Source organism: Anaerobacillus sp. MEB173 (genome assembly GCF_052119505.1).
In the GTDB taxonomy this organism is placed as follows: domain Bacteria; phylum Bacillota; class Bacilli; order Bacillales; family JBJMAU01; genus JBJMAU01.
The window spans coordinates 216,552-229,344 of sequence record NZ_JBJMAU010000005.1 but is presented as its reverse complement, the minus strand read 5'-3'; the positions used below and the strand labels follow the sequence as shown (position 1 = coordinate 229,344).

Below are 12,793 nucleotides of genomic sequence, written 5' to 3'. Positions count from 1 at the left end.
CAAATTGTTTAATAAAGTGTAAATGGTTATAATAGGAATAGAAATACATAGAATGAAGTAATTTTATCACCAATATGAAACGAGGGGGCATTTACATATGGCAGAGCTTGATCATACATTACAGATGTTAAAAGAACTAACGGACGCAAATGGAATTCCGGGAAATGAGCGCGAAGCACGGGATGTTATGCGTAAATTTATTGAACCGCTTGCTGATGAAATTACAACTGACAATTTAGGTAGTTTAATTGCAAAGAAGCAGGGCTCACAAGAAGGGCCAAAAATTATGATTGCCGGCCATTTAGATGAAATTGGTTTTATGGTAACAAGTATTGATGATAAAGGATTTGTAAAGTTTCAAACAGTTGGCGGCTGGTGGGAGCAGGTTATGCTTGCACAACGTGTAACGATTATGACAAGAAAGGGAAATGTTCCCGGTGTCATAGGTTCAAAACCGCCACATATTCTTAGCCCCGAAGCACGCAAGAAGCCTGTTGATAAGAAAGATATGTTTATCGATATCGGTGCGACAAGTAAGGAAGAAGCGATGGAATTCGGAGTTCGACCAGGAGATTCAATCGTTCCAGTATGCGAATTTACGGTTATGAAAAATGAAAAAATGCTTATGGCAAAAGCGTGGGATAATCGAATTGGCTGTGCAATTGCGATTGAAGTGTTACGCCAATTAAAAGATGTGGACCATCCTAATACTGTTTATGGCGTTGGAACCGTTCAAGAGGAAGTCGGGCTTCGTGGAGCAAGGACTGCCGCACATTTGATTAAGCCAGATATTGGCTTTGGTGTTGATGTAGGAATTGCTGCTGACACTCCGGGAGTTTCTGAGAAGGAAGGTCTCGGGAAAATGGGGAAAGGCCCGCAAATTATTATGTATGATGCATCAATGGTTGCCCACAAAGGGTTACGTGATTTTGTAACAGACACTGCTGACGAACATAATATTCCGTACCAATTTGATGCAATGGCTGGAGGGGGGACCGATTCCGGAGCAATTCATTTAACTGCTAATGGGGTACCAGCATTATCAATTACGATTGCGACTCGTTACATTCATACACATGCAGCAATTCTTCATCGTGATGATTTTGAAAATGCAGTAAAGCTTATAGTAGAGGTTATTAAGAAGTTAGATCAAGATACAGTGAATAAAATTATTTTTGAATAAAGAAAAGATAAAAGCCGGGGTTGCCCGGCTTTTATCTTTGTAATCCTTTTGAAATTTGCTGAATCATTTCATTTTTATCCTGCTCATTCGCTTGTTGCCAATATACTTCAAATAGGACACCAAGACCAGGCAGCATCTTTTCTTCGCCGCTTTGGATCGCATCAGTAATCGTTGCTTCAACCTGTTGGGCATCACTACCTGAAACATTTGCTAGTATTGCATTACGTAAATTAAAACTCATGATTTAACCCTCCTTAAATAGAGATATGTTACATCCTCAACACTTTTAGTATTTGATCTTGACCGTTGGATTATGTATCCAAATGTGGTTATAATAGTTGAGGAGAATTTAGAATTTAGAATTTAAAATTTAGAATTGGCCAGGAGATTTGGCAAAGGAGCAATTTTGATGGATCGGATTGAGTCGCATAAGAATGCGCGGGTGAAGGAATGGAAGAAGCTTCACTCAAAGAAGGGCAGAGAAAATTCAGGGCGTTTTATTATTGAAGGTCCTCATCTTGTTGAGGAAGCATTAAACCATGGAATCGAAATCTTTGAAATCATTGTTACTGAAAATTTTTCAATTCCAAGCAATTGGAAGGTAGATAATATTAGGATGTATATTGTTACTGATAAGGTGATGAGTGAACTTAGTGAAACAGAAACTCCTCAAGGAGTAGCAGCAGTTTGTGAGTTATTTACATCGCGAACGTTAAATATTAAAACAGGACAATTTTTACTAATTGATGGTGTCCAAGACCCGGGAAATTTAGGGACAATGATTCGAACTGCTGATAGTGCTGGTATTAGTGCAGTTATTTTAGGGGAAGGAACTGTTGATGTATTTAATAGTAAAGTAATCCGCTCAACTCAAGGTTCACTTTTTCACCTTCCGATCATTAAGGGAAATCTTGAAGAATGGATAGGGAAATGTAAGGATGCAGGAGTTCCTGTTTTTGGAACAGCATTGAAAGGTGCGGTTTTGTACAAAGAAGTAGGCTCAATTATGGATCAGTTTGCTTTAATTGTTGGAAATGAAGGCAGCGGTGTAAAGCAAAAGTGGCTTGAGCAAACAGATCAAAATATCTATATTCCGATTTACGGGAAGGCTGAATCATTGAATGTAGCAGTGGCCACAGGTATCCTTCTTTATCATTTAAAAGGGTAATGATCTGACTTGCAACAGTCCCATTTATTCTCTATAATATATAACAATTGTATAAAGAGGAAAGTGATGATAGAGAGTAGTAACCTACTGTTCGCTATGCAGGGAGGAAATGCCTGAGACTGTAAGCATTTCTATAGTAGAAGTAGTTGAATTCACTCTGGAGCTATCGCCGGAACATAAGAATGATTTCTTATTAAGGTTGAATCGGTATAAGATTGATGCCGTTATCTAAATGAAGTGAACAATAGACTATCTATTGTTAAGTAGGGTGGTACCGCGAGTCTTCGTCCCTTGGCCTAGGGAGAGGACTCTTTTTTTATGAAAAAAAACAATAAAAAGCAATTTAGAATTAAGAATTTAGAATGTAGAATTGTCTACAGTAACTCAGAGAAGAACAACAAACTAAACAGCTTAGTAAAGGTTTTAATTCTAAATTCTACATTTTAAATTCTAAATTAATCATGGAGGGTTTGTGAAATGAAAGAACGTTTGCAGGAGTTGCAGCAGGAAGCTGTTACGTTAGTAGAAGAAGCAAATGACTTAAAACGTTTGCAGGAAATTCGCGTTGCTTATCTAGGAAAGAAGGGTCCAATTACTGAAGTTCTTCGGGGAATGGGTAAATTATCCGCGGAAGAGCGTCCTGTGATTGGACAATTAGCGAATGATGTAAGAGCCGTCATTCAAGAAAAGCTTGAAGCAAAAGAGCAGCAGTTAGAAGAAATTGAAATTGAAAAGAAACTATCTGCAGAAAGTATCGATGTGACATTACCGGGTCGTCCAGTATCACTTGGCGGACAACATACACTTTCATTGGTTGTTGAACAAATCGAAGATATTTTCATTGGAATGGGCTTTACTGTTGCTGAAGGTCCTGAAGTAGAAACGGACTACTATAATTTTGAAGCATTAAACTTACCGAAGGATCATCCGGCAAGGGATATGCAAGACTCGTTCTATATTACAAATGATTTATTATTACGTACACATACATCACCTGTTCAAGCAAGAACAATGGAGAAGTACAAGGGGCAAGGTCCAGTTAAAATTATTTGTCCGGGTAAAGTGTTCCGTCGTGATGATGATGACGCAACACATTCACATCAGTTTATGCAAGTGGAAGGTTTATATGTTGCCGAAAACGTTCGAATGAGTGATTTAAAAGGTGTACTTGAAACATTTGCAAAAAAATACTTTGGAGAAGATCGCAAAATCCGTCTGCGTCCAAGCTTCTTCCCATTTACCGAGCCATCTGTAGAAGTTGACGTATCATGTGGGATGTGCAGCGGTAAAGGCTGCCGAATTTGTAAACAAACAGGATGGATTGAAGTACTGGGAGCTGGAATGGTTCACCCGAATGTACTGGAAATGAGCGGATTTGATTCAAAGAAATATACAGGATTTGCATTTGGTATGGGAGTTGAGCGTTTGGCGATGTTAAAGTATGACATTGATGATATTCGTCATTTCTATACAAATGATTACCGATTCCTTACACAATTTCAAAGAGAAAGATAAAGGAGGAGTTTAGATGTTAGTCTCATATCGTTGGTTACAAGACTATGTAAATATATCAGATTTAACAGCTAAAGAATTAGCGGAAAGGTTAACAAGAAGTGGTATCGAAGTTGATATTGTGCACCCAATGAATAAAGGGATTAAGAATGTTGTTATCGGTCATGTCGTAGAGCGCGAGCAGCATCCTGATGCCGATAAGTTAAGCCTTTGCCAGGTTGATATTGGGGAAGAAGAGCATGTGCAAATCGTATGTGGGGCAAAGAATGTTGCTGCAGGTCAGATGGTACCTGTTGCAAAAGTAGGAGCAGTTTTACCAGGGAACTTCAAAATTAAGAAGGCAAAGCTCCGTGGTCAAGCTTCACACGGGATGATTTGTTCTTTACAAGAGCTAGGAATCGAAAGCAAGCTTGTTGCGAAAGAGTTTTCTGAAGGGATTTTTGTTTTCCCGAACGATGCTGAAGTTGGCGGGGATGCGCTTGAATTTTTAAATTTACATGATGAAGTATTGGAATTGGATCTGACACCAAACCGTGCAGATTGTTTAAGTATGATTGGGGTTGCTTATGAAGTAGGGGCAATTTTAGGTCGTGATATTAAAATTGAGGATGTAAAAGTTCCACAAGGTAACGAAGTGGCTTCAGATTATATTAGTGTAAAAGTTGAAGCGTCAGATGATAATCCATATTACGGTGCCAGAGTTATAAAAGATGTAACGATTGGACCGTCACCATTATGGTTACAAAATCGCTTAGTTGCTGCTGGTATTCGACCGATCAGTAATGTTGTCGATGTGACAAACTATGTTCTGCTTGAATATGGGCAACCATTACACGCGTTTGATTATGACCGCTTTGGTTCAAAGGAAGTTGTAGTTCGCCGTGCCCATGAAGGTGAAGAAATCGTGACACTTGATGATGCGGCAAGAAAGCTGACAAGCGAGCACTTGGTCATCACAAATGGCAAAGATCCTGTCGCTGTAGCAGGAGTGATGGGTGGTGCAACTTCAGAAGTTCAAGACGATACAAAAACCATTCTTCTTGAAGCAGCTTACTTCAAAGGAGCAACAGTACGAACAGCTTCACGTGACCTTGGGCTACGCAGTGACTCAAGCACACGTTTTGAAAAAGGAGTCGATCCAAATCGTGTAGCCAAAGCTGCTGATAGAGCAGCAACACTGATTGTTGAGCTAGCCGGTGGTACCGTCCTGGAAGGGATTGTGGAATATAACGAATTAGCTGCACAGCCACTGCCAGTTCCATTATCATTAGAACGTATTAACCGCGTATTAGGAACAGAGTTATCTCTTCACACTGTAACTGGAATCTTAAAACGTCTTCAATTTGCATATACACAAGATGGAGATACGGTAACAGTACATGTTCCAACAAGAAGACCTGACATTACAATTGAAGAGGATTTAATCGAAGAAGTCGCCAGATTGTATGGTTATGACCATATTCCAACGACATTACCTGAAGGAGTCACAACGCAAGGAAGTTTAACGGATTACCAAATGAAGCGTCGTCATGTACGTCGTTATTTAGAAGGTGCGGGACTATTCCAAGCCGTTACGTATTCATTAACGAGCTCAGCAAAAGCGAAAGGCTTAGCAAATGAATTTGCGGACATGTCGCCAGTTCGACTGGCAATGCCAATGAGTGAAGACCGCAGTACAATGAGAACAAGTCTTGTACCTCATCTTCTTGATGTACTTTCATATAATCATAATCGAAAAATTAATGATGTAGCTGTCTATGAGGTGGGGTCAATCTTCTTAACAGAGGAAGAAGCAGTGACAAAGCAACCAGAGGAGAAGGAAATGGTTGCAGGAGCATATACTGGTCTATGGCATAGTCATTTATGGCAAGGAGAAAAGAAGCCTGTTGACTTCTTTGTTGCCAAAGGGGTATTAGAAGGATTATTTGCACAATTAGGAATAGATCCAGACATTACTTTCGTTCAAAGCAAAAAGGCTGGACTTCACCCAGGAAGAACAGCACAAATTTTGTTAGGGGAGCAAGAAATTGGCTATATCGGCCAAATTCACCCATCATTACAAAAAGAATTGGATTTAAATGAAACGTATGTCTTTCAATTAGACTTAGAAACGCTTCTAACAACAGAAGTGGATCATGTCACATATGAGGCACTGCCACGATACCCGGCGATGTCACGTGATATTGCATTAGTACTCGATGAAGCAGTTGCCGCTGGTCAGGTGCAATCTGTCATCGAAGAAGCTGGAGGAAGTCTTCTAAAGCAAGTTGCGATCTTTGATTTATATCAAGGCGAGCATATGGAAGAAGGAAAGAAATCTCTCGCATTCTCGCTCACATACTTTGATCCTGAGAAGACATTAACAGATGAAGAGGTAACGAAAGTACACGAAAATGTCCTTTCTAGTCTAGCTGAAAAAGTTGGAGCTGTTCTTAGGGGATAAGCTTTTTAGTTTATAGTTGAAAGTTAAAAGTTAAGACGTGCGTGCTTTGTTGAAGCGCACGTCTTCTTTTTTGTCTTATCTGTTTTGTTTTTAGAATATGATAGGAGAAAGAGCTGTTTGACAGGGGGTTATCTTATTAAAAATCAAATTGATATTGATCCGAAAAATGAACGAATTGTTGCCTATGTGATTGAAGCACCGGAAACAGAAATTTTCCAGTTGAAAACGTTGCAACAACAACACATGCCCGGAAAAACGATAGTTTACACATTACCTGGTTATGTAAAGTATTTCCAAAAAGAAAAATATCAGTTAGAAGGACAAATTCAAGGATTTTTTAATGGACAAGATGGGATGATTGTTTCAAAATTTCATCAGCAAGAACGAAAGGTGGATAATGACTTGTCTCAGCGAGAGAGAATTATTCAAATCGCCTTAGCGGATAAGAAAAAGTATTCCATCTCGACGACTGCGACTGGTTATACGATTGAACGGATACAACAGAAAGACATTGCTCAACTATCTGCTCTTTATCGCACTGTGTTTGAGAGGTATCCAACTAATATTTTTGATGCCAAATATATCGAAAAATCAATGAATGATGATTACTTCTTTGTCGTTGCAAAACAGAATGACCAAATTGTCTGTGCTGCATCAGCTATGGTTAATCCGTATAACAGTGCTGAAATTACGGATTGTGCAACAGATCCGTCTCATCGAGGGAAGAATTTATTAGCACCGGTAATTGTTGAAATTGAAAAGCAGCTTCAAGGAAGACATGTTCATCACTATTATTCTCTCACTAGAGCACTATCTGTTGGTATGAATGTAACGATTAAACGATTAGGCTACCATTATGAAGGGACACTAGTAAAAAACTGCGTGATTAGTACAGGGTTTGAAGATATGAATATTTGGGTGAAAAAGGGGGATAATTAGTTAAAAGTTAAAAGTTGATAGTTGAAAGTTAAGTTGATAGTTGAAAAGTCCAGCCTCCAATCAGGAAGCCGGACTTTCATTATTTAAAATAGTTTTTTGGAATGATTCTTGGAATTTCCATTAGTGCATCATAGCTAACTGAATTTGATAGTTTTTTTGTATCAATTAACAGTAATTGGTCTTCAATTTTCTCTACGGTTTCATCAGCAATATAATGCATTTTACAATTACTGCAATGTATCGATGGAATATTTGTTATTGTGATTGCCCGTCTTCCATCCGGAAGCTCCCAGTGTGCTAATTTTTTCGTTTGATTTGCTTTATCAGCACGACACCATTGACATTTCACCACAATCATCTCCTCTCACCATCATTGTAAGTTATGCTAGCTGGTAGGAAACGTGAATCACTAGGACTCAGAATCAGTCTTATACTTTTCTTGTTCTTTTTGCCATTTCTTCTCTTTTAATTGGTCACGATGTTGTCGTTTATCCTTTAATGAGGAATGGGAGGCATTACTTTCATAGCTTTTACGGCGATCTAACCTCTTTAATCCTTCTGGCACAAGATTAAACTGATCATCGTTCATCAAACTTTGAATACCAATAGAAGGCTCTCGGTCTGTAATTTCGTAGTATTCATTAAAGTAGTTATCGGCCCTTCCAGGAACATAATTTTCAGGTTCTGGATATGTCGTGATAACCCCTTCAAAGTTTCGAAGGACAGTTTTTGCCGGACTTTGTGAAATGACATAATTCGGTTGTAAGGCAATTTTTCCTCCTCCGCCAGGTGCATCAACAACGAATGTTGGAACGGCATAGCCAGATGTATGACCACGAAGGGATTCAATGATTTCTAATCCTTTTGAAATTGGAGCACGAAAATGACTTATTCCTTCTGAAAGATCACATTGGTAAATATAATAAGGACGTACACGGATTTTTACTAAATCGTGCATTAATTTTTTCATGATGTGTGTACTGTCGTTTATTCCTGCTAAAATGACAGCCTGATTTCCGACAGGGACACCTGAGTTAACAAGCATTTCACAGGCCCGCTTTGAATCCTCTGTAATTTCGAGTGACGTATTAAAGTGAGTATTTAGCCAGACAGGGTGATATTTTTTTAAAATGTTACATAAGTTTTCAGTGATGCGTTGTGGAAATACAACCGGAGCACGAGTCCCAATCCGAATGATTTCAACGTGAGGGATCGCTCGTAAGTTTTTCAGAATGTATTCAAGGATTTGATCATTAATAAGAAGTCCGTCCCCGCCAGATAGAAGGACGTCGCGAACTTGTGGTGTGTTTGCAATGTATTCAATCGCACCGTCGAGCTGTTTTTTGGGTACCCCCATTCCTACCTGACCGGAAAATCTCCGACGTGTGCAATAACGGCAATACATCGAACATTGATTTGTCACGAGAAAGAGAACTCGGTCTGGATAACGATGAGTTAAACCAGGAACTGGGGAATCTTCATCTTCAAATAGAGGGTCCTCTAAGTCATACTTTGCTTTTTGAATTTCCTTTGAGACTGGAACAGACTGCATTCGAATTGGGCAGCGTGGATCATCAGGATTCATTAAAGAAGCATAATAGGGTGTGATGTTTAGAGGGATTGTTCTCGTTGAAATTTTAACGCCTTCTTCTTCGTCTGGTGTTAAATTAACAACCTTTTTTAAGTCATCCAGCGTACGGATTGTATGTGTCAGCTGCCATAACCAATCATTCCATTGCTCTTCAGTAACATCCTTCCATAGCTCTACGTCTTTCCAATGTCTTTTTGGTTTATATAAATCATGTAACATGAGCAGTTGCCTCCTTTAATAAAGGTGTTTCAATAAATATAAATGCAATTTTTGTGCCAAAGGTTACTTTCAGTCATATCAAGATACTGTATTGATGGAAAAGAAAAAAAGCGCCAAAAAATCGGCACTCTACTTTAAATCATATTTTGAAAGTTTATATTGTAATGTTTGGCGTGGTATTTTAAGGAGCTTTGCAGCCTGTTGGATATTTCCGTTTGTATAGGACATTGTTTTTACGATTAATTCTTTTTCAACAGTCTTCATCGTTTCTCTTAATGGAGTAATCTTTTGCTGATGCTTACTTATACTATTCATCCTTTCAACGAAATGAAAGGGGAGGTGTTCCTTTTTAATAGTATCTCCTTCAACTAAGTTCATCGCTGCTTCAATCGTATGCTCCAATTCACGCACATTACCAGGCCATTCATAGCGATGAAACAATTCCATCACATCTTTGTCAACAGTAGTGACGAGCTGCTCAAAGCGATAATTATACTTTTTGATAAAGTGCTCCGTTAGTCTTTCAATATCTTCAGGGCGCTCTCTAAGTGGAGTAATCCTTAGGGAAACAACATTAATACGATAGTATAAGTCTTCACGGAGTACTTGCTTACGAATACACTCCTGAGGTCGTTCATTCAATGCGGTAATGATACGTACATTATAGGCGACACCATTAGTACTGCCAATACGTCGAACAACACCATCCTGGAGTACCCGCAACAGCTTCGCCTGGAGGTCGAGTGGCATTGAATTGATTTCATCGAGAAAAAGTGTGCCATTATGAGCGATTTCAAATAATCCAGGGCGGTCAATGGCACCGGTAAAGCTTCCTTTTACAGTGCCAAAGAGGATGCCTTCTAGTAGGGTTGAAGGGATGGCTGCACAATTTTGAGCAATAAATGGTTGATTTTGTCTTGAGGAGGCATTGTGAATCGACTGTACGAGCAGCTCTTTACCAGTGCCTGTTTCACCGTATACTAATATCGGGGAGGATGTACGGGCAGCTTTCAAGGCAATCTTTTTTGTGTAATCTAATTGTTCATTATTTGTAATGAGATCTCTCATTTGAAAGGTTGTATGTTGTATAGTAAGTTTTTTCGTCTTTGCTTGCTTGTTCTCATTCACTTTTGCTTGAAGGTCAAGGAGTTTTTCAGATAACTGTTTCACTTTCGATAAGTTTTTCGCAATTTCTACTGCTCCAAATAACTTATGATCGACAATAATTGGGATGGTCGTATTCACGGTATCAATCAGTTCGCCACGAACATTTGTATAAGTTTGTTGTTGATTATAAATTGGCTTTCCCGTCTCTATTACTTTCAAAAGTGTACTCGTTTCAGGGGTTAGTGAGGGGAATACCGACAATAAATGTTTTCCCAATACTTCCTTCACATCAACACCATCATGTTTGGCAGCGATTTTGTTGTAATAAACCGTAACACCTTTTTCATTAATGACATGAATTCCTTCATCGATACTATCTAAAATCGCATGTAACATTTGGACAGTATTCAGTACTTCAATCGACATAGGCAAAAGCCCCCTTTACCTAAAAATTGTCGATGCAAAATTATTGGCATTTGGTGCTTGATTTTCGGCATTACCATTTACTCTATGTATATTCAATGAAGATGAGATATAACTAGAAACTGTAAATAAAATAAAAGAGCTACTCGTTAGTAGCCCTTTGAATAGTCTTCACTTACCTTTTTGCTAATTTTTTTGCTTTCATTGTATTAGCGAAATGAAGTTTAGTAAATGTACGAAGTGCCTGTTCACCTTTTGCTTGAATTAATTTTGCTGCTGCGATATCAACTTGGCTCCCAGCCCCTTTAGGAATGTCAAATCCAGCAAGTTTGCTTAATTTATCCATTTGCTGAATAAATGAATAGCGGGCGATGATTGAAGCGGCAGCGACAGCTAAGTGTACCCCTTCGCCTTGTGTACTGAAATAGACATTTTCTTTCACTTGGTTTTTTTGATCTTTTATATAATTGTAATAGGTCGAAGGTTCAGCGAATTGATCAATTAAGATGCCGTCATAATGAGCAGAACCAAGTTTTGCCTGCAGTTTTAATAATGCCTGATTATGTAATAATGCTTTCATTTTCCCTTGTGACATTCCTTTAGCTTGTAATTCATTGTATTTTTCATTGTGAAGAACTAACAGAGTATAAGGGATAACCTGAATAATATCCTTCGCAATTTGAACAATTTGCGGGTCTTTTAACGCCTTTGAGTCTTTAACTCCTAACTCTTTGAGAAGTTCTAACTGTTCTTTTGCTGCAAATGCTGCAACAACTGTTATCGGACCAAAATAATCACCAGTACCAACCTCATCAGAACCAATGATCGAAAGCTCGCTTATATTAGCCGGTGGGGAGTAAGCACTCTTTTTTTGTGGTGTACTTGACTTCTTAGCTTTACTAGGCTGTTCACTTCCCCATTGGCTTGCCTCATCAGAAGCAGTTTTTCCTTGAAATAGAACTTTTCCTGATTTGTATGCCGTTATTGTACAGCCAGGGGGTTTTGCAGTGAACACCGCTCCAGTAGGAACTTTAGATTGAAGATAACGGTTGTACTTTTGTTTCATTTGATCAATTGTTGCCGGGGATACTTGGATAACCGCATTAGACATGTGCAATGCCTCCTTTACTTTTCCTTGTTACAGTATAACAAAAAACGCTAAAACATAATTAAATGATTATGAAGCGAAGAACCAAAGGGTTGTACCCGTATAGATGAAACAAATTGAGAAACGATTTACAATTTCCATATATGATTGTTCGTGTTATGATAGAAAATAGGATTCTTTCAACTAACTTTAGATGATAAGTATAGCCAAAGTTGTCTAGCGCTTACGCTTTTCTTAAGATTGGAGGCTTTTTGGTGGCTGGCGAGCAAGATAAAAAACGAACAGTAGTTTCAATATATGGACAGCAATATACTATTGTTGGGAGAGAAACATCTCAACATGTAAAAGCGGTCGCAAATCTAGTAGATAACAAAATGAAAGAAATAAATAAACTAAATCCATATTTAGATACAACAAAATTAGCTGTACTTACTGCAGTAAATATAGTAGATGAATATATTAAACTAAAAGAAAAGGTAAAGCAGTTAGAAAAGCTTCAAGAGAAAGAAGAGGAATAATTAAATATGGTTAGTCTAATACTTTTACTTATTTTAGTTGGTAGTTTTTTTATTGGCTTGCGAAGGGGTTTTGTTCTTCAGCTTTTTCACTTTTTAGGGTTTATCGCATCCTTTGTAGTAGCCTATATGTATTTTGATGATTTGGCACCACACATTCGTTTATGGATTCCATATCCGCAATTACCTAGTGATAGTACAGTGACAATGGTTGCAGAAATGCTGAATTTAGAATCTGTTTATTATAGCGGTATTGCCTTTGCGATTTTATTTATTGTTACAAAAATTGTGATGCAAATTATCGGATCAATGTTTGATTTTTTAGCTCATATGCCGATTTTGCGAATCGTGAATGGCTGGCTTGGTGGAGCGTTAGGATTTATCGAAACGTATTTAGTTATGTTTTTGCTACTTCATATTGCAGCTTTGATCCCGCTTGAATTTATTCAAGAACACTTACACCAATCTACCTTAGCCAAATTAATCATTGATCATACTCCTATTCTTTCAGATTTATTAAAAGACCTTTGGATAGGAAATGAACTTTAATACAGCTTATTTCCATAAAAAACTTCTCAATGAGAG

12 protein-coding genes and 1 other annotated feature are annotated in these 12,793 nt (G+C 38.3%); of the genes, 7 read left to right on the top strand and 5 right to left on the bottom strand.

All coding sequences use genetic code 11. The features are described from left to right. The first annotated feature begins 97 nt into the window (after positions 1–97). Positions 98–1,183 (top strand): M42 family metallopeptidase, encoded by a 1,086-nt coding sequence (locus ACJ2A9_RS12920; protein WP_441422077.1) that lies wholly within the window; start codon positions 98–100, stop codon positions 1,181–1,183. Between the two features lie 31 nt (positions 1,184–1,214). Here the strand turns inward: ACJ2A9_RS12920 and sspI are convergent, their stop codons facing one another. Then, complete coding sequence (gene sspI, locus ACJ2A9_RS12915; RefSeq protein ID WP_441422076.1) at positions 1,215–1,424, bottom strand: small acid-soluble spore protein SspI; 210 nt, start codon at positions 1,422–1,424, stop codon at positions 1,215–1,217. A 168-nt stretch (positions 1,425–1,592) separates the two neighbouring features. Between sspI and ACJ2A9_RS12910 the strand changes: the two genes are divergently transcribed. From ACJ2A9_RS12910 to ablB, 4 genes are all read left to right on the top strand, one after another. Further along, positions 1,593–2,351, top strand: a complete 759-nt coding sequence (locus tag ACJ2A9_RS12910) for a TrmH family RNA methyltransferase (protein ID WP_441422075.1) — start codon at positions 1,593–1,595, stop codon at positions 2,349–2,351. A 57-nt stretch (positions 2,352–2,408) separates the two neighbouring features. Next, positions 2,409–2,646, top strand: a binding site (T-box leader). A gap of 182 nt (positions 2,647–2,828) precedes the next feature. Then, positions 2,829–3,866 (top strand): phenylalanine--tRNA ligase subunit alpha, encoded by a 1,038-nt coding sequence (pheS, locus tag ACJ2A9_RS12905; protein ID WP_441422074.1) that lies wholly within the window; start codon positions 2,829–2,831, stop codon positions 3,864–3,866. Between the two features lie 13 nt (positions 3,867–3,879). Further along, positions 3,880–6,306: a phenylalanine--tRNA ligase subunit beta gene (pheT, locus tag ACJ2A9_RS12900; RefSeq protein ID WP_441422073.1), complete on the top strand. Its 2,427-nt coding sequence runs from the start codon at positions 3,880–3,882 to the stop codon at positions 6,304–6,306. Positions 6,307–6,423: 117 nt separating this feature from the next. Beyond that, positions 6,424–7,245 carry a putative beta-lysine N-acetyltransferase gene (ablB, locus tag ACJ2A9_RS12895; protein ID WP_441422072.1) on the top strand — a complete coding sequence of 274 codons (822 nt, stop codon included), beginning with the start codon at positions 6,424–6,426 and terminating at the stop codon, positions 7,243–7,245. Between the two features lie 79 nt (positions 7,246–7,324). Here the strand turns inward: ablB and ACJ2A9_RS12890 are convergent, their stop codons facing one another. The 4 genes from ACJ2A9_RS12890 to rnhC form a co-directional block, all read right to left on the bottom strand. Then, complete coding sequence (locus ACJ2A9_RS12890; protein WP_441422071.1) at positions 7,325–7,603, bottom strand: YokU family protein; 279 nt, start codon at positions 7,601–7,603, stop codon at positions 7,325–7,327. A 51-nt stretch (positions 7,604–7,654) separates the two neighbouring features. Continuing rightward, entirely contained in the window at positions 7,655–9,055 is a 1,401-nt protein-coding gene (ablA, locus tag ACJ2A9_RS12885; RefSeq protein ID WP_441422070.1) for a lysine 2,3-aminomutase, read from the bottom strand. Between the two features lie 129 nt (positions 9,056–9,184). Further along, positions 9,185–10,588 carry a sigma-54 interaction domain-containing protein gene (locus ACJ2A9_RS12880; protein WP_441422069.1) on the bottom strand — a complete coding sequence of 468 codons (1,404 nt, stop codon included), beginning with the start codon at positions 10,586–10,588 and terminating at the stop codon, positions 9,185–9,187. A gap of 172 nt (positions 10,589–10,760) precedes the next feature. Further along, entirely contained in the window at positions 10,761–11,696 is a 936-nt protein-coding gene (rnhC, locus tag ACJ2A9_RS12875; RefSeq protein ID WP_441422068.1) for a ribonuclease HIII, read from the bottom strand. A 251-nt stretch (positions 11,697–11,947) separates the two neighbouring features. Between rnhC and zapA the strand changes: the two genes are divergently transcribed. Then, the gene (gene zapA / locus ACJ2A9_RS12870) at positions 11,948–12,211 is read left to right on the top strand and encodes a cell division protein ZapA (RefSeq protein ID WP_441422067.1); all 264 of its coding nucleotides are present in this window, start codon (positions 11,948–11,950) and stop codon (positions 12,209–12,211) included. A gap of 6 nt (positions 12,212–12,217) precedes the next feature. Then, positions 12,218–12,757 (top strand): CvpA family protein, encoded by a 540-nt coding sequence (locus tag ACJ2A9_RS12865; protein WP_441422066.1) that lies wholly within the window; start codon positions 12,218–12,220, stop codon positions 12,755–12,757. Positions 12,758–12,793: the final 36 nt, after the last annotated feature.

Coding starts and splice junctions, on each gene's coding strand:
- ACJ2A9_RS12865 (WP_441422066.1), top strand. CDS start 12,218: ATGGTTAGTCTAATACTTTTACTTATTTTAGTTGGTAGTTTTTTTATT.
- ACJ2A9_RS12890 (WP_441422071.1), bottom strand. CDS start 7,603: ATGATTGTGGTGAAATGTCAATGGTGTCGTGCTGATAAAGCAAATCAA.
- ACJ2A9_RS12910 (WP_441422075.1), top strand. CDS start 1,593: ATGGATCGGATTGAGTCGCATAAGAATGCGCGGGTGAAGGAATGGAAG.
- pheS (WP_441422074.1), top strand. CDS start 2,829: ATGAAAGAACGTTTGCAGGAGTTGCAGCAGGAAGCTGTTACGTTAGTA.
- sspI (WP_441422076.1), bottom strand. CDS start 1,424: ATGAGTTTTAATTTACGTAATGCAATACTAGCAAATGTTTCAGGTAGT.
- pheT (WP_441422073.1), top strand. CDS start 3,880: ATGTTAGTCTCATATCGTTGGTTACAAGACTATGTAAATATATCAGAT.
- ACJ2A9_RS12920 (WP_441422077.1), top strand. CDS start 98: ATGGCAGAGCTTGATCATACATTACAGATGTTAAAAGAACTAACGGAC.
- ACJ2A9_RS12880 (WP_441422069.1), bottom strand. CDS start 10,588: ATGTCGATTGAAGTACTGAATACTGTCCAAATGTTACATGCGATTTTA.
- ablA (WP_441422070.1), bottom strand. CDS start 9,055: ATGTTACATGATTTATATAAACCAAAAAGACATTGGAAAGACGTAGAG.
- rnhC (WP_441422068.1), bottom strand. CDS start 11,696: ATGTCTAATGCGGTTATCCAAGTATCCCCGGCAACAATTGATCAAATG.